This window comes from Adlercreutzia sp. ZJ473, assembly GCF_013185065.1.
Lineage (GTDB): Bacteria > Actinomycetota > Coriobacteriia > Coriobacteriales > Eggerthellaceae > CAAEEV01.
In genome coordinates, this window is record NZ_JAAVTO010000002.1 from 63384 (window position 1) to 89863 (window position 26480).

Consider the following 26480-nt stretch of genomic DNA (forward strand, 5'->3'; position numbering starts at 1 on the left):
ATTCTGGATTTGAGGAGGATGCGCGATGGTTTTGACGACGGAGCGCCTGGTCCTTCGCCCTTGGGAGGAAGGCGACGCCGAGGATCTCTATCGCTTCGCGAAGGATCCGGCGGTGGGGCCCATTGCCGGATGGCCACCGCATACGAGCGTCGAGAACAGCCGCGAGGTCATTCGCGACGTCCTCTCCGTCGAGGAGACTTACGCCGTGGTGCTGAAGGAGACGGCCAGGCCCGTCGGCAGCATAGGCCTGCTGTTCGGGGAGAGCGGGACCGTTCCGCTGTCGGAAGGGGAGGCCGAGCTCGGCTACTGGATCGGGGTGCCCTATTGGGGGCGCGGCCTCATTCCCGAGGCGGCTCGCGAGCTCCTTCGCCATGCGTTCGAGGACCTGGGGCTTGACGACGTCTGGTGCGGCAGCTACGAGGGGAACGCGAACTCCCAGCGGGTGCAGGAGAAGCTGGGCTTCGTCTTCGACCGCAACGTGCAGGGCGTTCTCTGCAAGCCCATGGGCGAAACCCGCAACGCGCGCATAACCTACCTGAGCAGGGAGCGGTGGGCTGACGGGCAGTCGGCGTGAGGCCTTGAGCTGCATAATCATCGAGTTAGGGGCATTTGCGATCTGGTCACCGACAACGGGCGTTTTCCATCCACCTCCCAGGTGATTCTGGATGAAACGAGGTCGTTATCGGCGATTCTCTGAGAAAAGTGGATGCAAAAGCGCCGTTGTCGGTGACTTTCGGGGTTCTAATCGCCGATAACGGGCATTTTCCAGCCAGGTTTTCAAGGTCGTGGATGAAAAGAGGCCGTTATCGGTGGTTTGAACTTCAGGGGTCTCAAGGACCCCAAAGCAGACGGGGCGGCATTCTCGCTTTTCGGGAAACCTGAAAAGCTCCGGGCTCGCGCCTCCGAATTCATTGTAGAGCTCGACGGTCTCCTTGCACGGTAGATTCTCCACGGCTTCTTCGCTGGCGGTGTGCTGACAGCGGAGGCTTCGGGGTGCTACAATGCGGGTAGCCGGCAAGGCCCGTGTTGGTTAAGCTGCTACGGGCGGCGCGGGTAGTGGATTTGAGGGCGGTAGCGCGAACTACCGCCCCCTTTTCTTACCCTTGTCATTCGATCGTGAACTCCATTCTTTCCACGCATCGAGGATGAACTCCCCGATGGCCGCGATAGCGGCCATTATGAAAAGAGCTTTCTCGATCATAGGCGATCACCTCCTTTCAGAAGCGCCGCCCACGTCGAACCTTGCCGGCTAGCTGATTGTACGATGGTGCGTGCCGGGCAGTCCGCAGAAATCCCTGCCATAAAAACTATCGATGATGAGCCCCCGCTCGGCAGTCCTGTCCAGCAGACTTGTGTCATCTCGTGCTGCCTCGTGTCGCCCAGATGTGCTCGAAGGGCTTCGAGTGTGATCGTTCTATCCGGGTTGGCCTGTCCGCATCTCCCCGGCGCGAGAGGCGCGAATGGGCGGTTGAAAGGCGTGAGGGGGGGGGACGCGGTTTTCACGGCGTGCCAGTCGGCGTTTCCGGGACCCCTTCCGCGTTGCCTTCGGGTTCTCTCGCGCTCCAGTTGGTCTATCATGTGACCCACAAGAACAAGAGCAAAAGGTTTCCGCATGAAAATCTACTGCGAAAAAAACATAGACGCGGCTCACTCAAAACGACGTTGCTAAGCGCAGCTCGAAAGAGGCTTGGGAGTTGCTGCCTATCCAATGAGCAGGCCGAGCGAGCGAGGGAGAGCATTCCTCGTCGCGCTGTCTGCTCATGGTGGGGGCATAAGGGTGCTGAGGTGATGCTGTCATGCTGGATTTCTACACCGTGATCGTTCTGGAGGTCGTGCTCCTCATGGCGCTCCTCGCGTTCATGGCGAACGCGAACGACATGTTCCCCAAAGGCAAGAAGGGGCAGTTTCTGCTGCTCTTCTCCAGCGTCGCCCTCGGCATCGTCGCAGAGTGGTCGGGGAGCGTGGCCGCTCTGTTCGGAGGGGAGTACCGAGAGGTCGTCGTGTGGACGAAGATGGTAGAGCTCTCGATGGCGCCCGTCGTTCCGTTCCTGTGCGCGGAGGTCCTGCGGCAGACCGCGGACGTGCCCCTGAAGGACAGGTGGCCCCTCGGCATCCTGGTCGTCCACGCCGGCTTGGAGATCCTGTCGGCCTTCGGAGGGTTCATCTACTACGTGGACGCTGACGGCGTGTTCCTCCACGGCCCGTTCTACTGGATCTACGTCGTGGTCTACCTGGGCGGCGCCGTCCACGTGCTGCGGGCGGGGTATCGCGTCAGCCGCCAGCGCCAGGGCAAGAACAGGGCGATGCTCCTTTTGATACTGGGCTTCCTGCTGCTCGGCGTGGTTGCGAACCAGCTGGACAGGGACGTCAAGACCGCCTGGCTCACGGTTGCGATCGTCATCACGCTCGTCTACATCTTCTACAACGACATGCTCCAGCGCCTAGACGGCAAGACGATGCTGCTCAACCACGCCAGCTGCGAGAACCTGCTGGCGCGGCTGCGGAAGCCCGCGATCATCCAGCTGCTCAACGTGGACTTCTTCAGGACCGTCAACGACGAGTTCGGGCGCGACTACGGGGATGAGTGCCTTCGGACGATCGGGAGCACCATCCGCAAGGTCTACGGACGGCATGGCAAGTGCTGCCGGATAGAAGGTGACGAGTTCTGCGTGATCCTCGACGTAGACGAGGGCTCCATGGAGGCGCTCAACGAGCAGTTCCACGCCGCCATGGAGGAGCGCCGCGCGGCGGACCCGCGCTTCCCGCGCGTCTCCCTGGGGTACGTCTGCTTTGACCCCTCTCGGGAAAGCGTTCGCGTTGCCGAGCAGGCAGCGACTTCCGCCATGTACCAAAACAAGGAGCGGAGCAAGATCAAGCACGGCCCCATCCCGCGCTCTGCGCTCAAGGAGCATCGGCCGTCTCCCGAGCAAATGCTGGCCAAGGAGCAGAAGCCGGCTTCGGAGGAGCTTGACACAACCGGGTTGGCGAACCGAACGTTCGCGGCCTTCTCCAGCACCTCGGAGCGCAGCTACATCTACCTCTGCAACATGAGCACCGGGGTGTCCCGCTGGTCTTTGGGCGCGGTGCAGTATTTCAACCTGCCGGGCGAGTACATGTTCGACGCGGGGACGATCTGGGAGTCCCTCATCCATCCGCAGGACCGGCAGATGTACCACGACGACATCACGTCGGTCTTCAGCGGGCACAGCCAGGTCCACAACCTGGAGTACCGGGTGAAGAACCGCTTGGGGGAGTACGTCGTCTGCACCTGCAGGGGCATGGTGCTGAAGGGGGAGGGCGCTGAGCCTGACCTGTTCGCGGGCACGATCATCAACCACGGCATCGTCGACGACGTGGACCCCATCACCGGCCTGCACGCCAACGCGGAGTTCGCCAAGAGCATCCACCGCCTGATCGAAGAGCGGCTCTGCGCCTGCGTGGTCAAGGTGGGAGTCGACAACTTCCGCCATGCCAACGCCATGTACGGCCATGAGGGCGGAAACCAGATCCTGCGTCTCTTCGGCATCGAGCTCCAGGGGCTCGTCGCGGGCAGGGGACAGGTGTTCCGCCTGGAGGGGGCGAGGTTCGCCTTCTACCTGAACGACGCCGACCAAGACGAGGCGCGGAAGTTCTTCCAGCAGCTTCGCCACGTGGCGGAAAACGAGATCCAGATCGACAACCTGCGGGTTCCCCTGCGGATATACGGCGGCGCGGTGCAGATCGACCCCCGTCACCCCCTCAACGAGCAGCTCGTGCGCAGCAGCCTGATCTACGCTGCGGAGCAGTCCCTGGAGAACCACAGCACCGAGCTGGTCTTCAGCGAGGACGTCCGCCAGATGCTCAACGTCGAGAACATCCAGCTGCACGCGGAGATCCACCGCAGCGCCATGGAGGGCTGCCGGAACTTCTTCCTGTGCTACCAGCCCATCGTGTCCTTCTCCACGGGGAAGGTGATCGGCGCGGAGGCGCTGCTGCGCTGGAGGCAGGAGCCCTACGGCGTGGTCTCCCCGGACAGCTTCATTCCCTGGCTGGAGAACGACCCCGCCTTCATCCCGGTGGGGAACTGGATCATCCGCCAGGCGATACGGGAGACCGCGCCTTTGCGCCAGGCAGACCCGAGCTTCATCCTGAACGTCAACGTCGCGGACACGCAGCTGAAGCACGGCGGCTTCCGCGAGGACGTCCTGAGCATCCTCGCGGAAGAGGGCTGCCCGTCCGAGAACCTCTGCCTGGAGCTCACGGAGCGGTGCCGCCGCATGGACCCGGAGTTCCTCGAGGACGAGCTGCGGTTCTTCCGCTCACGCGGCATCACCATCGCCCTCGACGACTTCGGGACGGGCATGTCCTCCTTGGCGCTGCTGCTTCAGCTCCCCGTTGACGAGCTGAAGGTGGACCGCGTGTTCCTCCTGGGCGCCCTCGAGAGCAAGCAGGGCCTGACGCTGATGGAGACCATCGTGCAAAGCGCCCGGAAGGCGGGCCTGCGCACCTGCGTGGAGGGCATCGAGACGCAGGAGCAGTGCGAGCTGATCACCTCGCTGGGGGGCGACTGCTACCAGGGCTACTACGCCAGCAAGCCCACCCCGATCGAGGGCCTTGCGGAGATCTGCCGCGCAGGCCGAGGGGATTAGGCGCCCACGCTCGCGCCGATGTCTGCTAGGATGCTTCGGGATGGAATCGCGGCCGTGCTTGCGCGCGGGGCGCGCGGCTGCGCCGAGACGTCGGCGCGCTCGCGTCCGAGGCGCGTGCTCGCTTGTGCGTGACGAACGCGGCTGCGCCCGGGGCGCGGCGAACGCGGCTGCGCCCGGGGCGCGGCCGCACTTGCGTGAAGAGGCTTTCGAAGGAGCTGCCATGAACGTTGTCGTATACTGCGGGTCGAACGGCGGGGCTAACGCCCGCTTTGCCGAATGTGCGCGTGAGCTGGGCGCATGGATTGCACGGCACGGCCATGCGCTGGTGTACGGCGGCAGCTCGGTGGGGCTCATGGGCATCGTGTCGCGCGCCGTGCTGGACGGCGGCGGCGAGGTGTACGGGGTCGAGCCGCGCTTCTTCATCGAGGCGGGCGTCGCGCAGCACGACCTGACGGAGCTCTTCGAAGTGGAGACGATGGGCGAGCGCAAGGCGAAGATGATCGAGCTGGGCGAGGCGTTCGTCGCCATCCCTGGCGGCGTGGGCACGCTCGAGGAGATATCCGAGATCATGTCGCGCATCCGACTGGGGCTCGGGCCTGCCGAGTGCTACCTCCTCAACCTCGACGGCTTCTACGACCCGCTGCGGGCGCTGCTTGAGAACATGCTCGCGCAGGGCTTCATCGAGCAGTCCGACATGGAGCGCTTCCACTTCCCCGCAAGCATGGACGACCTGACGGCGAGCATCGAGCACGGGCAGAGCTGCCCCGCGCAGCGCCTCGTCACGGCAAGCGAGCTCATCTCGCCGCGCTGAGGCGGTCCTCGGGCGCTTCGCAGCGTCTGGGCGGCTCCTGCCGCTTCGCAGCATCCGGCGGCTCCCGCCGCGCGGACACGCGAGCGCTTTTGCGTCCCGCCGCCTTACTCAAGGTAGGCGCCGGTCTGGCGGCTCCAGAGGTGCGCGTAGGCGCCGCCGGCCTCGATGAGGCTTCCGTGCGGGCCGTCCTCGGCCACCTTCCCGTCGGCCAGGACCACGATGCGGTCGAGGCTCGCCACCGTGGACAGGCGATGCGCCACCACGATGCACGTGCGCCCCTTCATGAGCGTGGCGAGCGCGTCCTGCACGAGCCGCTCGCTCTCGGAGTCCAGCGCGCTCGTGGCCTCGTCGAGCACGAGCACGGGGCAGTCAGCCAGCAGCGCGCGGGCGATGGCGACGCGCTGGCGCTGCCCACCCGAGAGCTTCACGCCGCGCTCGCCCGTGACGGTGTCGAAGCCCTGCGGCAGCTTCTCGATGAACTCGAGCGCGTTGGCGAGCCGCGCCGCCTCGCGGATCTCCTCGCGCGTGGCGTCGGGCCGCCCGTAGGCGATGTTCTCGGCGATGGTGCGGTGGAACAGCAGCGCCTCCTGCGGCACGTAGGCGATCTGGCGGCGCAGCGACTGCTGGGTGGTCTCGGCGACGTTCTGCCCGTCGATGAGGATGGCGCCTTCCTGGATGTCGGCCAGCCGCAGCAGGAGCTTGGTGAGCGTGGTCTTCCCCGCGCCCGACATGCCCACGAGCCCCACGCGCTGGCCGGCGGGGATGTGCAGGTTGAAGCCGTCGAACACCGTGGTCTTCGCGTTGCCGTCGGCGTAGTGGAACCCGATGCCCTCGAAGTCGATGGCGCCTTCGCGCACCTCGAGGTCGGGCGCGCCGGGGACGTCGGCCACCAGGCGCGGCTCGTCGAGCACGAGCGTCATGCCGCTCGCGTCGCCGAACGCGCGGTTGAAGCGCTGCAGGCCGTTGTTGATGAAGTTAAACTGGTTCGTGATGGTGTAGGTGTAGGTGAACATCATCACGAGCGTGCCGGGCGTGATGCCGAACCACGCGTTGCCGCCGGCGATGAATACCGCCACCACGCTCATGATGACCACGGTGATGGCGGCCGTGATGATGCCGCGCGTGAGGCTGGCGCGCATGCGCTTGGAGTCGCGCTTCACCACCTCGCGGTTGAACTGGTCGAACAGCCCGCGCTCGTAGTCTTCGCGCCCGTAGGTCTTCACGGCCAGGATGTTCGCCACCGAGTCGGACAGCTCGCCGGAGAGCTGGTTCTGGGCGCTGGCGGCCTTCTCGTTCAGCGTGAGGATGCGCTTGTACATGCGGTACGACACGACGGCGTACACCACGAGCAGCACCATGAGGATGACCACGTAGGCGGGCACGCGCGGCGCCAGGATGCCGCAGGTGAACACGATGGAGCAGAACACGGGCATGAACGGGAAGTTCAGGTTCTCGAGCACCAGGTTGTAGGCGGAGAGGAACTTGGTGGTCTGGCTCACGAGCGTGCCGCCGAAGCGGTTGGAGTGGAACGACATCGACTGGTTGCACAGCGCGTCGAAGCAGAGCGTCGAGAGGTCGTAGCTCGCGGCGATCTCGAGCTTGTAGAGCGTGTAGTCCTGCAGCTTGCTGGCTGTCTGGCCGAGCACGTTGATGGCGACGAGCGCCGCGACGTAGGGCGCGAACACGCTGACGACCTGGTCGGGCGCCACGGGGCTCGCGCTCACGCGGTCGACCACGAGGCTCATGACGAAGGGGTTGCCGTAGGACAGGAGCGCCACGTAGGCGAACGTGGAGAGCTGCAGCGCCACGAAGAGCCCCAGGTGCGAGCGCGTGATCTGCCAGAAGTAGTGCAGCGTGCGCCGCGTGGTCGAGGGCGCGGCGGGCACGCGCGCGGGGGAGGGGGATGCGGTGGTGGCGGCGTTGCTGGCGGGCGCGGCGTTCGCGGGCGCGCCAGACGCAGCGGGGGCGGTGCGTTTGCTCATGCGGAGGTCCTTTCGTGTCTCGGCATGATTATAGAGCGTTTGCCAAGCCGATGCTGCGCTCCGCACGCCGCCCGGGCCACCCCGCCGCGCCCCCGTCGCCTCGCTCCGCTCCTAGCCGAGGGGCGGCCGGCCGCCGCGCGCCCAGGCGCGGGCCATGCGGATGCCTCCCTCGGCGGGGGAGGCGCTGATGTGGCGGATGTCATCTGCGAGCAGGGACGTGCGCGCGAGGATCTCGGCGACAACCAGGCTGCGGAAGCGCTCGTTGCGAAAGAGGCCGTCCGCGAGGGCCACGATCGCCGCGGCGTCGCCGTGCTCGGAGAGGGCGCGCACGAGGGAGGCGGCGTAGCCGGCGAGGTAGCGCGCGGCCTGGCGGCGGATGTCCTCGCAGACAGGCGATGGGGCGCACTCGAGCGCGATGCGCGCGAACGCGGCGATCTCGTCGGAGCGCACGAGGCGCGCGGCCGCCTCGCCCATGCTGCAGGATGAGTCCGCGCCCTCGGGCGCAAGCGCGCGCCTCACCAGCGCGAACGCGGGGTCGTCCTCGCGGCAGCCGTCCTCGCGCAAAAGCGCCTCGCGCAGAAGCGCCGCGCCCGCCCAGCAGCCCGACCCCAGGTCGCTCACCTGGTAGCCCCAGCCGCCGACGCGCCGCGCCACCGCGCCGTCCGCGTCGACGCCGAGCGCCACCGAGCCCGTGCCCGCTACCACCACCACGCCGGCGCCGTCCGCGACCGTGCGCAGCGCGAGCAGCGCGTCGTTGCAGACGTGGTGGCGCGCAAGGTCGAGCCCGCAGGCGGCCAGCGCGCTTCGGTACGCCGCCGCGTCGGCCGCCGAGTCGCACCCCGACAGCCCCCACACGCCGCGCACGTCCCCAAGCGCCGCCCCGCGCACGTCGAGCTCGCGGCGCAGCCGCCTCACGCCCGCGCTGATCTCGGCTCGCGCGGCATCCGGCCCCACCGACTTGAAGCTCGTCGAGCCCACCTGGAAGCGCGCGAGCTCGGCTCCCCCTGCGTCGACCAGCAAGAGCTCCGTCGAGCTGCCGCCCCCGTCGACGGCCAGCAGGAGGCCGCGCGCCGCTCCCAAGCCTAGCCCCGCTCGGGGATCAGGCCGCGCCGGTACGCCTCGAGCAGGCGCTCCAAGTCGGCGATCTGGGCCTTCAGCTTCGCGCCCGTGTCGGTGTCGGCCACGCGCGTGCGCTCCTCCACGCGCTCGACCACGTGGCGCGACGAGTGGATGTCGAGCTCGTTCTCCACGGCGGCGCGCGTCGACTCGAGCGGCTCGTGCGCGGCGAGCACGAAGCCGTAGGAGTTCGAGATCAGCGTGTAGCCCGCGATGCCGGTGGTGGGCTGGTACGCCTTCGAGAACCCGCCGTCGATGGTGAGCACGCGCCCGCCGCACTTCACCGGGTCCTCGCCGTCCTTCACCTTCACCGGCACGTGCCCGCACACGATGCGCGACGTGGCGGGGTCCATCCCGAAGTCCTCGAAGATGCCCGCGATCACGTGCTCGTCGTTGAGCAGCGTGTAGAACGGGTTCTTCACCTCCTTGCGCGCGGCCTTGTCGGCGATCAGGTACAGCTCGAACGTGGCCATCTTGCTCTTCGCGAACAAAGGCGAGCCGGGCGAGAGCCACATCCACCACAGAAGGTCGCGCCCGCGCGTGCGCGCCGCCTCGTCTGAGCTGAAGAACGCCTCGCGCACGTGGTGCTCGAGCGCGTCGTAGAGCGCGCGGCCGGCGAGCTTCTCGCCGAACACGTCGACCTTCATGAGCGAGCCGTCGGGGTTGAGCGGGACGCACGCGTGGAACAGCAGGTTGGAGTTGTAGATCTTGTAGAGGCTGCCTGCCTCCAAGAGGAAGCGCATGTGGCGCTGCAGCTTCTCGCAGCCGACGAACGTCTGCTCGAGCCGCCGCATGACGTTCTCCTCCTCGGGCGTGAGGCGGTAGGGGTCGGCCGGGTCGATGGTGGGGAACACCTTGTCGGTGAGCTCGTACTCCACGCCGTCGAGGAGCACGGTGCCGCGCTCGTAGTCGATCTTGTCCAGGAGCTTGCGGTCCTCAAGCCCGAAGCTCGGGTTCTCGTCGATGAGCTGGCCCTCCACTTTGAACTGGATGACGGCCATGGCCTTCTGGATCTTCACGTTCACCACGTGCTCGCGCTCGGTGAGCTGCGGGTTGCCCTTGAGGCCGAACGCCACGCAGGGGTCGTCGGCGTAGGCGCGCTGCGCGAACCCGGCGAGCGGCAGGATGTTGATGCCGTAGGCGTCCTCGAGGATGGAGAGGTTGCCGTAGCGCGCGCAGTTGCGCACCACGTGCGCGATGCAGCCGCGCTGCCCGAGCGAGGCGCCCATCCACACGATGTCGTGGTTGCCCCACTGGATGTCCACCGAGTGGAAGCCGGCCAGCGTGTCCAGGATGGTGTGCGGGTAGGGCCCGCGGTCGTAGATGTCGCCCACGATGTGCAGATGGTCGATGGCCAGCCGCTGGATGAGCAGGCACAGCGCCTCCACGAGCGCCCGCGCGCGGCCCGTGCGCATCACCGCGTCGATGATGTCGGCGTAGTACGCCTCGCGCTTCACGGCGTAGTTGTTCTCCGTCATGAGCTCTTCGATGATGTAGGCGAACTCGGGGGGCAGCGCGCGGCGCACCTTCGAGCGCGTGTACTTGCCCGACGCCTGCTTGCACACCTCGACGAGCCGCAGGATGGTGGTGGAGAACCAGGCGCGCTCGTCCTGCACCTGCGGCAGGACGAGGTCCATCTTCTCGCGCGGGTAGTAGATGAGCGTGGCGAGCGAGCGCTTCTCGGCGAAGGAGAGCTCGTCGCCGAAGGTGTCGTCGATCTTGAGGCGGATGGAGCCCGAGCCGTTCTTCAGAAGGTGCGAGAACGCCTCGAACTCGCCATGGATGTCGGAGGCGAAGATCTCGGTGCCCTTCGGCAGGCTCAAGACCGCGCTCAAGTTGATGATCTCAGCCGATGCCTTCGCCTCGGAGGGGAACAGGCGGGAGAGCAGTTCCAGGTATCGGGTTTCGCTTGCGTCCATGATGCTCCTTCGGGTTGCGCGCGGGCCGGGCCTGCGCAAGTGCTCGCTTTCCCGCGGCGGCGCGCCCGCCGCGGGCTGGGTTGGCGCTATTGTAGCGAAGCGCGCGCCGCCGCATGGGGCCGCAGGCGGAAACCGGCGGCGCGCGGCACGAACGCGCAGGTGGGGGCGGACGGAGCGCCTAGCTCAGGCGCTTCAGGACCGCTACGAAGAACCCCTCGTAGAGCTCGGTGGGCCTCACGCACGCCGCCCCCTCGAGCGCGCAGGGCAAGAGCGGCACGCCTTCGAGCAGCCCGTCCGGCAGCGGGACCACCTCGGCGTTCACGGGCTTGGCGGGACGCTGCCTCTCGCCGCCGCGGCGCTTGCCGCGCCCGCGCCTGCCGCGCCCGCGCCTGCCGCCGCGCGGCGCGCCTGCCAGCTCGTCCTTCGAGGGGTTGAGCACGCTCTCGATGAGCAGCTCGTTCTCCTCGGGCAGTATCGAGCACGTGGCGTACACCACGATGCCGCCGGGGCGCACCGTCTCGAACGCCTTGCGCAGCAGCGCCCGCTGCGTCTTCACGCTGCGCTCGAGCAGCTCGCCCGAGAACCCGCCGCAGTAGGCGCCGCCTGCCAGCGACACCGTGCCCGAGCCCGAGCAGGGCGCGTCGAGCAGCACCTTGTCGAAGGTGAAGAACTCGTCGAGCTTGCGCGCGTCGCACTCCATCACGTTGCAGCGGGCGACGCCCTGCTTCTCGAGGTTGTGGCGCAGCTTCTGGGCGCGCACGGCGTTCTTCTCGCAGGCGGTGATCAGCGCCTTGCCGCCTGAGAGCGCGGCCGTCTGGCAGGTCTTGCCGCCGGGCGCGGCCGCCATGTCGAGGATGTTCTCGCCCGGACGCGGGTCGAGCGCGAGCGGCGGCAGCATGGCCGAGAGGCTCTGCAGGTAGACCTTCCCCTGCGCGTAGGCGTCAAGCGCGCGCAGGGCGGGCTCGCTGCCCGCGTCCGTGACGAAGGCGTCGGCGTAGAAGGCGGGCGCGCGCCAGGCGATGCCCGCCGCGTCAAGCTCCGCGGCCACCTCCGCAGGCGAGGCCTTCAGCGTGTTGGCGCGCAGCGTGCACGCGCGCGAGGCGGCGTACCCGGCGATGATGTCGTCCGTGACTTCGGGTTCGTAGTGGCTGGCAAGGCGCGCGAGCAGCTCGGGGGGAAGCCCGAGCGCCTCTGCGCGCTCCTGCGCTTCGGTCGTGCCCACGGCGCGCCCTAGCGGATCGTGACGCCCTCGGGGAGCTCGACGCTGCGCCAGTCGAACTCGTCGGCGTCCTCGTCCTCCGCGCTCGCCCGGGCGGCCTGCGCCGCCGCGGCTGCGGCCTCCTCGCGCGCGGACTTCCCGAAAGCCGCGTCGAACGCGTCGAAGGCCGCGCGCGGCACGGCGAACACCACGCGCGCGACGGCGCCGGGGTGCGCCTCGATCCATGCGCTGAACAGCGACGTCACCTGCTCGGCGGGGTAGCCGAGGCGCCCGCAGCCGAACGCGCCCACGATGAGCGTCTCGCACCCGTTCGCGGCGGCGATGCGCATGATCGTCTCGACGCGGTCGGCCAGCGCGCGGTCGCACTCGCGCTCGGAGCGGTGGTTCTCGAGGGCGCGGGCGCGCAGCGGCTCGGGGATGACGATCACGTCCGCCTTGCGGATGCTGCCGTCGCGCGAGAACGCCACGTCGGGCAGGTACGCCGCGCGGTCGGTGAACAGCCCGCCGCGGCGGTAGTCGCGGTTCTTGTCGTGGTAGAGGCCCTTGACCTCGCAGAGCACCTGGTAGAGGTTGCTCGCGGCGCACAGGATCTGCTCGGGGCCGAACGCGCCGTCCTCGTAGGCGCCGCCGGGGCGCGTGAAGGCCGCCGGGTCGACCACGGCCGTCTTGCCCGCGCCCTGGCGGTAGAGGGCCTCGGGCGCGAACGCGGTGGTGACGCGCGTCTCGGTGGCGTCGAAGGGCGCCTCGCCCAGCTCGAGCGTGCGGCCCGCGCCCTCCTCGTAGATCGTCGCCGCCGCGGCGCACGCCGCCGTCTCGCTCGCGAACGCGCCCTTCATGAGCGCGTTGTGCTTGGCCGCCTGCTCGCGACGCTCGTCCCTGTCTGCCATGATGCCTCCTTGAGAGTGGACCTCGGATGTGGACGGCCCCATCATATCCCACTTGGGCGCCCGCCGTGTTCGACGCGCGGTGCTCCCTAGCGCAAAAACAGGCGGACGAGGCTCAGCTTGGCCGCGGAGTAGGGCTGGTAGCGCAGGGGCAGGTCGCACCAGGTGCCCTTCTTGAGCACGCTCTTCAGGTGGCTGAACGTCTCGAAGCTGCGGCGGCCGTGGTAGGCGCCCATGCCGGAGGCACCCACGCCGCCGAAGCCCATGCGGCTCGTGGCCAGATGGACGATGGTGTCGTTCACGCAGCCGCCGCCGAAGGGCACGTGGCCCAGGAAGCGCCTTTCGAGCTGCTTGTCGCGCGTGAACAGGTAGAGCGCGAGGGGCTTCTCGCGGCCCTTGACGAACGCCTCGGCCTCGTCCATGGACCTCACGCTGATGATGGGCAGCACCGGTCCGAAGATCTCCTGCTGCATGGCGGGGTCGTCGCCTGAGCACCCCATCATGATGGTGGGCTCGACCTGCAGCGTCTCAGGGCTCACGCGCCCGCCGTACACCACCTTGGCGGGGTCGATGAGGCTGCTCACGCGCTTGAAGTGCTTCTCGTTCACCAGGTGCCCGTAGTCGGGGTTGCCCAAGGCGTCGGCGCCGTACATGCGCGCCGCGGCCGCGGCCAGCTTCTCGGCGAACTCCATCTCCACGGCCTCGTCGACGAGCACGTAGTCAGGCGCCACGCAGGTCTGCCCGACGTTGAGCCACTTGCCGAACGCCACGCGCGTCGCGGCCACGTCGAGGTCGGCGTCGCGCGCGATCACGCACGGGCTCTTCCCGCCGAGCTCGAGCGTCACGGGCGTGAGGTGACGCGCGGCCTTCTGCTGCACGAGCTTGCCGACCTCGACCGAGCCGGTGAAGAAGATGTAGTCGAAGCGCTGCTCCAAGAGCTCGGCGTTCTCGGCGCGTCCGCCGAGCACCACGTCGACGTGCCCCGGCTCGAACGTCTCGCGCAGGATGCGGGCGATCAGCGCGGAGGTGGCGGGCGAGTAGGCGCTCGGCTTCACCACGCAGCAGTTGCCCGCCGCGACGGCGCCGATGAGCGGCTCGAGCGCGAGCATGAACGGGTAGTTCCACGGCGACATCACGAGCGTCACGCCGTAGGGCTCGGGCACGACGCGGTAGCTCGAGGGGAAGTTCGCCAGGTCGGGCAGCACGTGGCGCGGGCGCGCCCACCGCCTCAGGTGGGAGGTCTGGTAGCCGAGCTCGGAGAGGGTGAGGCCGATCTCGCACAGGTACCCCTCGAAGGACGACTTCCCCAGATCCTGCCGCAGGGCGGACTTGATCTCGGCCTCGTGCGAGCGGATGGCCTCGTCGAGGCGCTTGAGCGCGCGCAGGCGGAAGTCGACGTCGATGGTCGCTCCGGTGGCGAAGAAGGCGCGCTGGCGCTCCATGACGCTTCCGATGTCGCCGGGCGCCTGCGCGGTGCGCTTGCGGCAGGGAGGGACGGGCGCGGCCAAGCAGGTCCTCGCCTGGCGGGTGCGGCGCAAGGCGGATGCGAGCGGGTTCATGGGCGGCCTCCCTCGTGGTGAGCGCGGAAGGCCGCCGGACGCCTTGGGAAGCGTCCGGCGGCGCTAGGGGCTGTATCGTCTGAATGACAATATCGGGCGCGCGAGGGAGCCTGTCAAGTGCTCGGCCGAGCGCCGCTGCGCGCTACCCCTGCGTCTTGGTGGAGAGGAAGATCTGCAGCGACATCTGCTCGATCTGGTCCTGCAGCTCCTCGATCTCGTCGACGTGGCGGTCCTCGTCGGAAAGGATCTCGGTGAGCATGTCGCGCGTGGCGTAGTCGAGCACCTCGCCGGCGAGCACGATGGCCTCGTTGTAGCGGCGCACCGTCTCCAGCTCGAGCTCGTGGTCGTTGTCCACCTGCTCGGGCACGGTGGCGCCGATGGTCATCTTGTTGAGCTTCGACACGACGGGCGTGCCCTCCAGGAACAGGATGCGCGCCATGAGCTTCTCGGCGTGGCGCATCTCGGTGATGGCGCGGCGCTCGTACTCCTCGTGGAGCTGGGCGTATCCCCAGTCCTCGCACATCTCGGCGTGCAGCATGTACTGGTTGATGGCGGTGAGCTCGTCGGCGAGCAGGTCGTTCAGCGTGTCGATGAGCTTCTGGTTTCCCTTCATGGCAAGGCTCCTTCAATCGGGTGCGGGTGCGGCTCGGCCGCGGGCTGCCGACAGGGGCCGGCCGTCCGCGCGCCGTGGGGCTTGCCTGCCATCTTAGGGGCGCCCGCGCAGCTCGCGCGGCCCGCGGGGGCTGCCGTTGCCGTCTTGCCACCCTCCCGACGCCATGCGGTATCATGGGACGCGTAACGTTTCCGGCCAGAAGGAGAATGCGGTGATCAAGGAGATCGTGAAGGACGAGGCGATTCTGTCGCAGGCGTGCGAGAAGGCGACGGCGGATGACGCGTCCGTAGCCCAGGACCTGGTGGAGACGCTCGTCTCGCTCGAGGACGCGGCGGGTCTGGCCGCCAACCAGATCGGCGAGACGAAGGCGGTCGTCGCGTACCTGGACGACGACGACAACCCGCACGTGATGTACAACCCCGTCCTCAAGCAGGGGCTGGCGCCGTTCAAGGCCATCGAGGCGTGCCTGTCGCGCGAGGAGGAGAAGAAGGTGACGCGCTTCGCGCGCATCCAGGTGGCTTACCAGGAGCTCGTCGACGGCGAGCTCGTTGAGCGCAAGAGGAGGTTCGAGGGCTGGACGGCGCAGGTCATCCAGCATCTGATCGACCACTGCAAGGGCAAGCTGATCTAGGGGAGCCCGAAGGGATTTCTACTTCTCGAGCAGGTCCTCGATGAACCCGGCGCGGTAGCTCTTGAACACCACCTCGCCCTGCTCCTGCGTGGCGTCGAGGTCGACGTCGGCCATGATGCCGAAGTCGCGGTCGCCCGCCTCGTCGCTGAACGTCTGGTGCACGTGCCACACGCACAGGGACTTCTCGTCTGACTCGTCGACGGCCAGAAACGCCGCCGATCGCGCGTCGGCGTCGGTGAGCACCTCGTCATGCGTTTCGTAGTAGGCGTCGAGCGCGTCTGACCAGCGGCGCTCGCCGAAACCCCACTCGGCGTCGAGGCGGCCCAGCTCGGCGGCCTTGTCGGCGGCGGCTAGGCGCACGCGCGCGAACAGGGCGTTGCGCACGAGCACCGTGAGGCCGCGCCGGTCGCGCACCACCTCGTCCGCGGGCGCGGGCGCGGCGGCGTCCACGACGCTGCCGGCGCTCTCCCACTCGTCCACCAGGCTCGAGTCGGTCGAGCGCACGATGAGCCCGAGCCACGAGACGACGTCGCGCAGCGTGTCGTCGCGCGCGGACTGCGGCAGCGTGCGGTCGAGCACGCGGTAGGCGTCGGAGAGGTAGCGCAGGAGCGTCCCCTCCGAGCGCGCGATGCCGTAGCGGTTCACGTAGGTCTTGAAGTCCGAGGCCGTCTCGATCATGTCGCGCAGCACCGACTTCGGCGCCAGCTCGAAGTCGCGCGCCCACGGCACGGCGCGGCAGTAGTGCCCGAAGGCCGCGCTCAGCACGTCCTCGAGCGGGCGCGGGTAGGTGACCTCGGCCAGGCGCTCGAGGCGCTCCTCGTACTCCACGCCGTCAGCCTTCATCTCGGCCATCGCGCGGTCGCGCTCGACGCGCTCCTGGGCGCGCAGCACCTGGCGCGGGTCCTCGAGCGTCGCCTCCACGAGCGAGATCACGTCGAGCGCGTACGTGTCGCTCTCGGGGTCGAACAGGTCGAGCGCCGCGAGCATGAAGGGCGAGAGCGGCTGGTCGAGCGCGAAGTCCTCGGGCATCTCCACCGTGGTGACGTAGCTCTCGCTGCCGTCGTCGCCCACCGTGCGCTCCACCACGCCCGCCTCGATGAGCGTGGCGAAGATCTCGTCGGCGCGCACGTGCAGCTTCGCCTTCTGCTCGTCGGTCTGGGCCGACGCGGCGATGAGCTCGCGCACGCGCGCACGGGCGTCGCCGCCGCGCGAGATCACGGCGAGCACCATGGAGTGCGTGATGCGCATGCGCGGCGTGAGCGTCTCGGGCACGGCTTCGATGAGGCGCGTGAAGGTGGCCTCGTTCCACGCCACGAACCCCTCGGGCGGCTTCTTCTTCTTGATCTTGCGCAGCTTCTTGGGGTCGTCGCCCGCCTTCGCCACCAGCTTGGCGTTCTCGATCTCGTGCTCGGGCGCCTCGGCGATCACCATGCCCTCGGTGTCGAAGCCGGCGCGCCCCGCGCGCCCGGCGATCTGGTGGAACTCGCGGGCGCGCAGCCGGCGCATCTTGTGGCCGTCGAACTTGGTGAGCTGCGTCAGGACCACCGTGTGGATGGGCACGTTGATGCCCACGCCGAGCGTGTCGGTGCCGCAGATCACGGGCAGCAGGCCCTGCTGGGCGAGCTTCTCCACGAGCAGGCGGTAGCGCGGCAGCATGCCGGCGTGGTGCACGCCCACGCCGCACTCGAGCAGGCGCTTGAGTATCTTGCCGAAGGCGGTGGTGAACGCGGTGCCCTTGACGGCGGCCTTCACGGCCTCGCGCTGCTCCTTGGTGGCCACGCCGTAGCTGGCGAGCGACTGGGCGGTGGCGATGGCGGCGTCCTGCGAGAAGTGGACGAGGTACAGCGGCGCCTCGCCCTTGCGCAGGGCGAGCTCGACGGTGCCCTCGAGCGGCGTGAGCGAGTACTCGAAGGCGAGCGGCACGGGGCGCGGCGCGTCGGACACGGTGTCGACGGGCTTGCCGGTGCGCTCCTCGAGCGCGGCCGCGATGGCGGAGGTGTCGCCGAGCGTGGCGCTCATCAGCAGGAACTGCGCGCGCGGCAGCGTGAGCAGCGGCACCTGCCACGCCCAGCCGCGGTCGACGTCGCCGTAGTAGTGGAACTCGTCCATGACCACGCAGCCCACGTCGGCGCCCTCGCCCTCGCGCAGCGCCTGGTTGGCGAGGATCTCGGCGGTGCAGCAGATCACGGGCGCCTCGGTGTTGATGGTGCTGTCGCCGGTGATCATGCCCACGTTGTCGCGGCCGAGCACGTCGACCATGTCGAAGAACTTCTCGCTCACGAGCGCCTTGATGGGCGCGGTGTAGTAGGCGCGCCGCCCGGTGGCCATCGCCATGAAGCAGAGGCCCTGCGCCACGAGCGACTTGCCCGACCCGGTCGGCGTGCCGAGGATCACGTGGTCGCCCACGGCCAGGTTCATGAGCGCGTCCTCCTGGTGCGGCCACGGCTCGATGCCGCGGGCGTCCACCCAGTCCAGGAAGCGCTCGAGGGCCTCGTCGGGAGTGAGCCACGGGTCGGTCTCGTCGAGGTCGGGCGCGGCGGACGCAGCCGCGGGCGAGCTGGCGGCGCTGTCGGCGGGGTCGCTGGCGCCTGCGGGGCCGCTGGGATCGCTGGCGCCTGCGGGGTCGCCGGAGGCGATGTCCCCTTCGGCGGCGTCCTCGGGCAGCCACCAGCTCGGCGCGAGGGCGCCGAGCGAGCCGGGGGCGAACGGGTCGGTTATCTCAGGGTAGGTCATGGCGGCATCCTCGCTTCGTCGAACGTGTTCGCCTCATTGTAACGGTTGAGCGGGCGCGGCATGCGCGGCGCGCGGGCCGCTCGGGCGCTTGCGCGCAAGGCGCTCGGGCGGTCCGTCAGAGCAGGCCGCAGAGGGCGTAGGCGGCGGCGCTCAGGACGAGGGCGCCTGCGGCGCCGGCGACCACGTCGCGGGGGTAGTGCACGCCGCCGAGCACGCGCACGCCGCCCATGAACACGCCCGCCGCCATGAGCGCGGCGCCGGCGGCGGGCAGGAACGTCATCCACGCGGCGGCGATGGCGAACATCGAGAACGTATGGCGGCTCGGGAACGACTTCCCGCGCGTGTCTTTCTTGATGAGCGGGTCGATGGGAAGCGCCTCGTAGGGCCGCGGCGCGTTCACCGCGCGGCGGAGCAGGCTGCACGCGGCGAACAGCGCCGCCGGCACCGCGACGCAGCACGCCAGCGCCCACCATGCCGCGCTCCCGCCCGCGCCCGCAGCGCCGCCGGCCGCTCCTGCCGCCAGCCCGCCCGCAGCCTCCGCACCCGCGCCGCCCGCGAGCGCGGAGGCCGCCAGCAGCGCGAGCAGCAGCGGGTAGGCCACGTACCCCACGCACGTGAGCAGCTTGTTCGCCGCCAGCAGCGCGCGGGCGGCGCGCGGGTGCGCGCGCAGGGGCGCGGTCCAGCGCGCGTACTGCTCTTCGGTCAACGTGCCGCCTCCTTCTGCGCTCTCCAATTTTGTTCAAACATTATGAGCGAAGAGCGCCCCGCCGTGCAAAGTGATTGCTACAATGTGCGGACTATTCGAACGCTCGAGAGGATTGAGATGACGGAAGAGAAGAGTGTGACGGCCGGCGCGCCCGCGGCGAGCGGCCAAGAGGGGCCCGCGAAGAAGGGCAACGTCGGCGCGCTCGCGCCCATCGGCGTGTTCCTCGTGCTTTACCTGGGGCTGGGCATCTTGTTCGAGTACGTGCTCGGCATCCCCATGGGCTTCTACAACATTCCCATCGTGGTGGTGTTCCTGGTGGCGCTGCTGGTGGCGTGCGTGCAGAACCGCAGGCTGCCCTTCGACGACAAGCTCGTCATCATGGGCCGCGGCATCGGCGACAAGACCATCGTCACCATGATCCTCATCTTCATGGCGGCGGGCGTCTTCGTGGGCACGGTGGGGCGCGACTCCGCGGAGAGCGTGGCGTACCTCATGCTGTCGGTGTTCCCCGTGCAGTTCGCCGTGGCGGTGCTGTTCGTGGTGAGCTGCTTCGTGTCCGTGTCGATGGGCACGTCGGTGGGCACCATCACGCTGATCACGCCCATCGCCGTGGCGGTGTCGGCGGCGTCGGGGTTCAGCCTGCCGCTGTGCGTGGCGAGCGTGATGGGCGGCGCGATGTTCGGCGACAACCTGTCGTTCATCTCGGACACCACCATCGCGGCATGCCAGGGGCAGGGCTGTCAGATGAAGGACAAGTTCCGCGAGAACTTCAAGATCGCCCTGCCGGCGGCCCTCGTGACGCTCGTGATCATCCTCGTCATGTCGTTCAACGCCGACCTCGCGGGAGGCGTGAGCCATGACTACGAGCTCATCCAGCTCATCCCGTACCTCATCGTGCTCGTGGGCGGCATCGTCGGCGTGAACGTGTTCGTGGTGCTGCTCCTGGGCATCGCCTCGGGCTCGCTCATCATGGTGCTCTCGGGCGTCACGGCTCCCACCGACCTGCTCGCCAACATGGGCTCGGGCGCCGCGGGCATGTTCGAGACGACCATGGTGGCCGTGCTCGTGAGCGCCATCTGCGCGCTCATCCGCGAGCACGGCGGCTTCGTGGCGCTTCTGAACGGCATCCGCAGCCTGTTCAAGAGCCGCAAGGGCGGCCAGCTCGGCATGGGCCTGCTGGTGGTCGCGATGGACGTGGCCACGGCCAACAACACGGTGGCCATCGTGATGGCGAACCCCATCGCCGCCGAGATGGCGAAGAGCTACGGCATCTCCAAGCGCAAGACGGCGTCGCTGCTCGACACGTTCTCGTGCGTCTCGCAGGGGGTCATCCCCTACGGCGCGCAGATGCTCGTGGCCATATCGGCGGCCACCGAGCTGGGCTACGCCGTGTCGGCCTTCGACATCATCCCGTTTCTGTTCTACCCGTTCCTCCTGCTGCTGAGCTCGCTCGCGTTCATCTTCCTCGTGCCTGAGAGGGCGCAGAGGCAGAAGTCGCAGAAGTAAAGGAAGGGCTGCCGCCTCGGGACGGCATGGGGCTGCGGCCTCAGGATGGCGCGGGGAGGGCGTGCTCTCGGGGCGCCGTCAGCTGGCTCGCGCCACCTCGCGTGCGGAGGAGGCGGCTGCGGCGCGGTCGATCTCCTCGAGGGAGTGCTGCGGGCGGTAGCGCGGGTCGGACGCGTCGCCTAAGATGAACGTGTCGTGCAGGTCGATGAGCGGCTTGTCGTCGTCGACCACGATGTCGGGGTTGCGGCGCAGGATCTCCAGGCGCGGCACGCGGCAGTTGTACAGGCGGCAGATCTGCGGGCGCGCCTCCCATATCCGGCAGATCCCGCCCTCCTCGGAGAAGCAGCAGCGCTCCTTGCGATAGTTGCGCGGCGCGACGTCGTGCTCGGCCATGTAGGCGCGCATGCGCGCCACCTCGTCGGGCGAGGCGCTGATCACGTTGAGGCCGCAGCAGCGTCCGCACTGCTCGCAGTCGGGGTAGCTGTTGTCGCCGTCGAAGCGAAGGGGCGCCGACGCGTCGTCTGCGCCCCCTGGTATGTCGTCTCTTGGGTCCATGGACCCAACTCTAACACGTTTCGACGCTTGTCAGGCGCTCAGCAGGCTCTTGATGCGCCGGACGGCCTCCTTCGTCGCCTCGGCGTCGCCGAAGGCGGTGAGGCGGACGTACCCCTCGCCGGCGGGGCCGAACCCGGCGCCGGGGGTGGTGATCACGTTCGCCTGCTCCAGAAGCAGGTTGAAGAAGTCCCACGACTCCATGCCCTCGGGCGTGCGGCACCACACGTACGGGCTGTTCACGGCGCCGTACACCTCGAGCCCGGCCGCGGAGAGGCCGTCTTTGATCACGCGGGCGTTCTCGCGATAGTACGCGAGCGTCTCCTCGACCTGGCGCGCGCCGGCCTCGGTGTACACGGCGGCCGCGCCGCGCTGGATCACGTACGACGCGCCGTTGAACTTGGTGGTCTGGCGGCGGTTCCACAGGGCGTTGAGGCTCTGCCCGTCGCGCACGAGTTCCTTGGGCACCACGGTGTAGCCGCAGCGCGCGCCCGTGAAGCCGGCGGTCTTCGAGAACGAGCGGAACTCGATGGCGCAGGTCCGGGCGCCCTCCACCTCGTAGATGGAGTGCGGGACGCCCTCCTCGGTGATGAAGCGCTCGTAGGCCGCGTCGAACATGATGAGGGCGTCGTGCTCGTTGGCGTAGTCGACCCAGGTCTTCAGCTGGCCGGCGTCGAGCACGGTGCCCGTGGGGTTGTTCGGCGAGCACAGGTAGATGACGTCGACGGGCTCGTCGGGGATGGCGGGGCAGAAGCCGTTCTCGGCGGTGGTGGGCATGTACACGATGCCCGTCCAGCCCTGCGCCCCCTCGTCGTAGTCGCCCGCGCGGCCGGCCATGGCGTTGGTGTCCACGTAGACGGGGTACACCGGGTCGCACACGGCGATGCGGTTGCCGACCGCCAGGATGTCGCCGATGTTGCCGCAGTCGCTCTTCGCGCCGTCGGACACGAAGATCTCGTCGTCGTCGATCCTGATGCCGCGGGCGCGGAAGTCGTGCTCGGCGATGGCCTCGCGCAGAAAGCCGTAGCCCTGCTCGGGGCCGTAGCCGTGGAAGGTCTCGGGCGCGGCCAGGTCATCGACGGCGGCGTGCATGGCCTCGATGACGGCGGGCGCGAGCGGGCGGGTGACGTCGCCGATGCCCATCTTGATGAGGTCGGCTTCGGGATGCGCCTTCTGATAGGCGGCGGTGCGGCGGGCTATCTCGGAGAAGAGGTAGCTTCCGGGAAGCTTGGCGTAGTTTTCGTTGACGTGGGCCACGTGTGCTCCTTTCGCGTGGGGCGCAGCCTTTTGGGGCCGCGGGGCCGGGCTTTCGGGCGCAGGACGCCCCCAGCTTGTGTCTCCACGTCATTCTAGGGGCGAATTGTTTCGAGAATGATTCGGGGCGTTTCCGGGTACGCGTCGCAGCATCGCGAAGCGGCGTGCGCGCGCCGCCGCCGTCCCGCCTCGCCGTCCCGCGCGCCTGGTGGCCAATTTCGCTTCGACGATTATAATAGGAGGCTGCGGCCGCACGGGCCCGAGCCAACTACGAAGGATGCTGAGACATGAGTGAAGTGCACGTTCTTTCCCACCCGCTGATCGTCGACAAGCTGACGCGCATGCGCCGCGAGGACACCTCCTCCCAGGACTTCCGCCAGCTCCTCAAGGAGATCTCGCTGCTCATGGGCTACGAGGTCACCCGCGACTTCGCCACCAAGCAGGTCACGGTGAAGACGCCCGTCTGCGAGGGGGCGTTTCCCGCGCTCGCGCATCGCTTCATCACCATCGCCCCCATCCTGCGCGCCGGCATCGGCATGGTGGACGGCCTGCTCGAGCTCATGCCGTTCGCCCACGTGGGACACATCGGCATGTACCGCGACGAGGAGACGCACCAGCCGGTGGAGTACTACTACAAGATGCCCGAGAACGTGGAGGACTCCGTCGTCATCGTGGTCGACCCCATGCTGGCCACGGGCGGCAGCGCCAACGACGCCATCGACAGCCTGAAGAGCCGCGGCTGCTCCAGCATCCGCCTGATGAACCTGGTGGCGGCGCCCGAGGGCATCCGCGCCGTGCAGCAGGCGCACCCCGACGTGGACATCTACGTGGCGGCGGTGGACGAGGGCCTGAACGAGCACGCCTACATCGTCCCCGGCCTGGGGGATGCGGGCGACCGCATCTTCGGCACGAAGTAGGCGCCATGGGAAACGCTGCTTTGGACAAGGCGCTCGCGGAATACGCCGCCGTGGGCGCGCGCTACGTGAAGGCGCTCGAGGAGAAGGGGCTCGTGTTCGCGGAGGCGGGCGCGGGCCAGGCGCGCTGCGCCGAGCTGCGCGCCGAGCTGGCCGCGCGCGGCGTGAAGGTGCGCAACGCCGGCGCCTCGCTGTCGGTGGGGCACCTGTCGCCCGCGTGCGTGGAGTGCACGGGCAACCGCGGGTCGGAGACGTTCTCCACCACGTTCAGGTGCCATCGCGACTGCTACTTCTGCTTCAACCGCAACCAGCCCGACTACGAGAGGTTCTTCCACGAGGGCTGCCCGTGGGAGGAGGGCCTGAGGCGCTCGGCCGCCGAGAACGACGCGCTCGCCTGCGTGGGCCTCACGGGCGGCGAGCCCCTGCTCGACCTGGACAACGCGCTTGCGCTCCTGCGCCGCGCCGGCGAGCTGTGGCCCGGCGCACACAAGCGCATGTACACCTCGGGCGACCTGCTGACCGAGAAGAGCGCGGCGCTCCTGCGCGACGCGGGGCTCGACGAGATCCGCTTCAGCGTGAAGGACGACGACGCGCCCGAGCAGCAGGAGCGCGTGCTGGCCGCCATGGCGCTCGCCAAGCGCCACATCCCCTCGGTCATGGTGGAGATGCCCGTGATCCCCGGCGCGAAGGCCCACATGCAGGATCTGCTGCGCCGCTTCGAGGAGGTGGGCGTCGACGGCATCAACCTGCTCGAGTTCTGCTTCCCGTTCGCCAACTGGGACGAGTTCGCACGTCGCGGGTTCACGCTGAAGAACCCGCCGTTCGACGTGATGTACGACTACGGCTACTCGGGCGGGCTCGCCGTGGCGGGCTCCGAGGAGCTCATCCTCGAGCTCATGGTGTGGGCGCTCGACGAGGGGCTTGCCCTCGGCATGCACTACTGCTCGCTCGACAACAAGCACCGCAGCGAGATGCGCCAGAAGAACGAGCGCGCCGCACGCGTCCACCCCTGCGTCGAGTTCGACGAGGGCGACTTCTTCCTCAAGACGGCGAAGGTGTTCGGGCCTGACGTGGACGTGGCGCGCCGCCTGCTCGAGGACGCGGGCTGCCGCGACTTCATGGAGGACACTGAGGAGCGCTCGCTCGCGTTCCCGCCGCGCTTCGCGGGCGTGCTCGCGGGCGCCGTGCGCGCGGACGGCGAGCCCGTGCGCGTGATGACGTGCTCGTTCGTGTACGAGTGCGAAGAGGGCGGCGGCTATCTGATCGACGTGGCGCTCAGCGACGCGCAGTAGCGCGGTTGGGGGAGCGCTCGGGAAGAGACGGGAAGCGCCGGCGTGCGGGCGGCGGGTGTGTGCCGGTGCGTGACAGCCTCGCATGCAGAGCCGTGCGCGCGGGGCCGTGCGCACGACGCTGGCGGGCGGGCCTGCTCGCTCGCGGGCCGAAGTCGACCGAACTCCCCATGCGTCGCGCGGACGAGGCGGGCGAGCAGCTAAGGTTACACGCATTTCAAGCAGTTCATGCACTTCATCCTTGCAGGAAGCGAGATGAGATCGGGGGATCCCATGAGCGTCCTTTCTATTGAACCGCGCGCGGTTGACGATGCGCGCGTCGTTGCGCAGCTCGACCGGTTCGCGCGGCGCATCGCGGCAACGCCTCCCGGCACCTGCGCCGTGGCAACGCAGGTGGCATTGCTCGAGGCCGCTGTCGCCCAGACCTGCGGCAAGTGCGTTCCCTGCTGCGACGGCCTGCCGAAGCTCGCCGACCTTCTGCGCCATGTGCGCGACGGCGAGGCTGGCCCCGCCGACCTCGACCAGGTGCGCGCCCTGGCGACGCTCGCGCGTGACGCGTCCGACTGCGCCATCGGCTACGAGGCGGGGCAGGCGGTGCTCGACGGGCTCGACGCCTTCGCGGACGAGTACGCCAGCCACGTGGGCCAGGGCCGCTGCCAGGCCGGCGTGGGCCAGACGCTTCCCTGCGAGACCGACTGCCCGGCGCACGTGAACGTCCCCGCCTACATCGCCCTGGTGGGCGAGGGGGACTACGAGGGCGCCGTGAACATGGTGCGCAAGGACAACCCGTTCCCGACGGCCTGCGCGTTCGTGTGCGAGCACCCCTGCGAGAGCCGCTGCCGCCGCGCCCTCGTCGACGCGCCGCTCAACATCCGCGGCATCAAGAAGTTCGCCTGCGACCAGGCGCCTGCCGACCGCTGCGCCACGCCGCCGGCGCTGCCGCCGACGGGGCGGCGCATCGCGGTGGTGGGCGGCGGGCCCTCCGGGCTCACGTGCGCGTACTTCGCGGCGCTCATGGGGCACGCGGTCGACGTGTTCGAGATGCACGCCCAGCTCGGCGGCATGATGCGCTACGGCATCCCCGCCTACCGCTTCCCGCGCGAGCGCCTCGACGAGGACATCCGCGCCATCCTGGGCGCGGGCGACGTAACCGTGCACGCGAATGCCCGCGTCGACGCCCGCGAGCTGCGCCGCCTGTCCGTCGAGTACGACGCGGTGTACGTTTCGGTCGGGGCGCACGCGGCCAAGCAGCTGCGCCTGGAGAACGTCGAGGCCGAGGGCGTCATGTCGGCCGTCGAGCTGCTCGGCGCCATCGGGGACGGCGAGATCCCCGACCTCGCGGGCAAGAAGGTGGTCGTCGTCGGCGGCGGGAACGTGGCCATGGACTGCGCCCGCACCGTCGTGCGCGCCGGCGCCGAGGAGGTGTCGATCGCGTACCGCCGGCGGCTGGAGGACATGACCGCCCTGCGCGCGGAGGTCGAGAGCGCCATCGCCGAGGGCGTGGAGATGATCACGCTCGAGTCGCCCGTGCGCGTCGAGGTGGACGACCGGGGCCGCGTGAGCGCGCTCGTCACGCAGCCGCAGATGATCGGGCCCGTGCGCGGCGGCCGGCCGGCGCCGCTCGACGCGCGCAAGCCCGAGCGGCGCATCGAGGCCGACGTCATCCTGCTCGCCGTGGGGCAGGACGTCGTGAGCGCGCCCTTCGAGGAGGCGGGCATGCAGGTCGCGCGCGGCCGCCTCGTCGCCGACGCCGCGCTGGCGGCGCCCGGCTTCGACAACGTGTTCGTCGGCGGCGACTGCCAGAGCGGCCCCGCCACCGTCATCCGCGCCATCGCCGCCGGCAAGGTGGCCGCGCGCAACATCGACGAGCACCTGGGGTACCACCACACGCTCGACTGCGGCGTGAGCGCGCCCGCGGCGCGTGCGAACGACCGCACGCCCACCGGCCGCGTCAACGTCGCCGAGCGCCCCGCGCGCGAGCGGAGGCGCGACTTTGAGGCCGTCGAGGTCGAGATGACGCTCGAGGAGGCCCGGCAGGAGTGCGCGCGCTGCCTGCGCTGCGACCACTTCGGCTGCGGCTCGCTGGATGAGGGGAGGACCCAATATGTCTAAGGTCGCCTTCGGCTCCACAGCCCCTGCCCCCGCCGCTCCCGTCACCGCTTCC

At 69.0% G+C, this 26480-nt stretch carries 19 protein-coding genes; 8 read left to right on the forward strand and 11 right to left on the reverse strand.

The genetic code is table 11. The features are described 5' to 3' along the window. The first annotated feature begins 25 nt into the window (after positions 1 to 25). The 3 genes from HRL41_RS00855 to HRL41_RS00865 all read left to right on the forward strand — a co-directional run bounded on the left by HRL41_RS00855 (position 26) and on the right by HRL41_RS00865 (position 5439). On the forward strand, positions 26 to 574 hold the full coding sequence (locus tag HRL41_RS00855; protein WP_172135089.1) for a GNAT family N-acetyltransferase: 549 nt from the start codon (positions 26 to 28) through the stop codon (positions 572 to 574). Between the two features lie 1222 nt (positions 575 to 1796). Next, positions 1797 to 4628 (forward strand): EAL domain-containing protein, encoded by a 2832-nt coding sequence (locus HRL41_RS00860; protein WP_172135090.1) that lies wholly within the window; start codon positions 1797 to 1799, stop codon positions 4626 to 4628. A gap of 220 nt (positions 4629 to 4848) precedes the next feature. After that, positions 4849 to 5439, forward strand: a complete 591-nt coding sequence (locus HRL41_RS00865) for a TIGR00730 family Rossman fold protein (protein WP_165170134.1) — start codon at positions 4849 to 4851, stop codon at positions 5437 to 5439. A gap of 104 nt (positions 5440 to 5543) precedes the next feature. Here the strand turns inward: HRL41_RS00865 and HRL41_RS00870 are convergent, their stop codons facing one another. From HRL41_RS00870 to bfr, 7 genes are all read right to left on the reverse strand, one after another. Then, a complete protein-coding gene (locus HRL41_RS00870; RefSeq protein WP_172135091.1) occupies positions 5544 to 7421 on the reverse strand; it encodes an ABC transporter ATP-binding protein in 1878 nt (625 codons plus the stop codon). Between the two features lie 111 nt (positions 7422 to 7532). Beyond that, entirely contained in the window at positions 7533 to 8501 is a 969-nt protein-coding gene (locus HRL41_RS00875; RefSeq protein WP_172135092.1) for a BadF/BadG/BcrA/BcrD ATPase family protein, read from the reverse strand. 2 nt (positions 8502 to 8503) lie between these two features. Further along, entirely contained in the window at positions 8504 to 10456 is a 1953-nt protein-coding gene (locus HRL41_RS00880) for a fructose-1,6-bisphosphatase (RefSeq protein WP_172135093.1), read from the reverse strand. A gap of 178 nt (positions 10457 to 10634) precedes the next feature. Beyond that, on the reverse strand, positions 10635 to 11678 hold the full coding sequence (locus HRL41_RS00885) for an RsmB/NOP family class I SAM-dependent RNA methyltransferase (RefSeq protein ID WP_172135094.1): 1044 nt from the start codon (positions 11676 to 11678) through the stop codon (positions 10635 to 10637). A gap of 8 nt (positions 11679 to 11686) precedes the next feature. Beyond that, entirely contained in the window at positions 11687 to 12562 is an 876-nt protein-coding gene (locus tag HRL41_RS00890; protein WP_172135095.1) for a TIGR02452 family protein, read from the reverse strand. 86 nt (positions 12563 to 12648) lie between these two features. After that, complete coding sequence (locus tag HRL41_RS00895; RefSeq protein ID WP_253904617.1) at positions 12649 to 14118, reverse strand: aldehyde dehydrogenase; 1470 nt, start codon at positions 14116 to 14118, stop codon at positions 12649 to 12651. A 142-nt stretch (positions 14119 to 14260) separates the two neighbouring features. Then, the gene (gene bfr / locus HRL41_RS00900; RefSeq protein ID WP_165170146.1) at positions 14261 to 14731 is read right to left on the reverse strand and encodes a bacterioferritin; all 471 of its coding nucleotides are present in this window, start codon (positions 14729 to 14731) and stop codon (positions 14261 to 14263) included. Between the two features lie 211 nt (positions 14732 to 14942). On the opposite strand from bfr, the gene HRL41_RS00905 reads away from it, so the two are divergent. Beyond that, complete coding sequence (locus HRL41_RS00905; protein ID WP_172135096.1) at positions 14943 to 15362, forward strand: peptide deformylase; 420 nt, start codon at positions 14943 to 14945, stop codon at positions 15360 to 15362. A gap of 18 nt (positions 15363 to 15380) precedes the next feature. On the opposite strand, the gene HRL41_RS00910 is transcribed toward HRL41_RS00905, so the two are convergent. Beyond that, entirely contained in the window at positions 15381 to 18095 is a 2715-nt protein-coding gene (locus HRL41_RS00910; protein WP_172135097.1) for an RNA helicase, read from the reverse strand. 115 nt (positions 18096 to 18210) lie between these two features. Next, positions 18211 to 18801 carry a phosphatase PAP2 family protein gene (locus HRL41_RS00915; RefSeq protein ID WP_172135098.1) on the reverse strand — a complete coding sequence of 197 codons (591 nt, stop codon included), beginning with the start codon at positions 18799 to 18801 and terminating at the stop codon, positions 18211 to 18213. A gap of 117 nt (positions 18802 to 18918) precedes the next feature. Here HRL41_RS00915 and HRL41_RS00920 point away from each other — a divergent pair, with 117 nt between their 5' ends. Continuing rightward, entirely contained in the window at positions 18919 to 20307 is a 1389-nt protein-coding gene (locus HRL41_RS00920) for a Na+/H+ antiporter NhaC family protein (protein WP_172135099.1), read from the forward strand. Positions 20308 to 20385: 78 nt separating this feature from the next. On the opposite strand, the gene HRL41_RS00925 is transcribed toward HRL41_RS00920, so the two are convergent. Together HRL41_RS00925 and HRL41_RS00930 are read right to left on the reverse strand one after the other, a co-directional pair. Then, positions 20386 to 20862: a YkgJ family cysteine cluster protein gene (locus HRL41_RS00925; RefSeq protein ID WP_172135100.1), complete on the reverse strand. Its 477-nt coding sequence runs from the start codon at positions 20860 to 20862 to the stop codon at positions 20386 to 20388. Between the two features lie 30 nt (positions 20863 to 20892). Beyond that, positions 20893 to 22116 carry an LL-diaminopimelate aminotransferase gene (locus HRL41_RS00930; protein ID WP_172135101.1) on the reverse strand — a complete coding sequence of 408 codons (1224 nt, stop codon included), beginning with the start codon at positions 22114 to 22116 and terminating at the stop codon, positions 20893 to 20895. 284 nt (positions 22117 to 22400) lie between these two features. Between HRL41_RS00930 and upp the strand changes: the two genes are divergently transcribed. The 3 genes from upp to HRL41_RS00945 all read left to right on the forward strand — a co-directional run bounded on the left by upp (position 22401) and on the right by HRL41_RS00945 (position 26428). Then, positions 22401 to 23030, forward strand: a complete 630-nt coding sequence (gene upp, locus HRL41_RS00935) for a uracil phosphoribosyltransferase (protein WP_172135102.1) — start codon at positions 22401 to 22403, stop codon at positions 23028 to 23030. A gap of 5 nt (positions 23031 to 23035) precedes the next feature. Then, entirely contained in the window at positions 23036 to 24319 is a 1284-nt protein-coding gene (locus tag HRL41_RS00940; RefSeq protein ID WP_172135103.1) for a radical SAM protein, read from the forward strand. A 270-nt stretch (positions 24320 to 24589) separates the two neighbouring features. After that, a complete protein-coding gene (locus HRL41_RS00945) occupies positions 24590 to 26428 on the forward strand; it encodes an NAD(P)-binding protein (protein ID WP_172135104.1) in 1839 nt (612 codons plus the stop codon). The last annotated feature ends 52 nt before the right edge of the window (positions 26429 to 26480 follow it).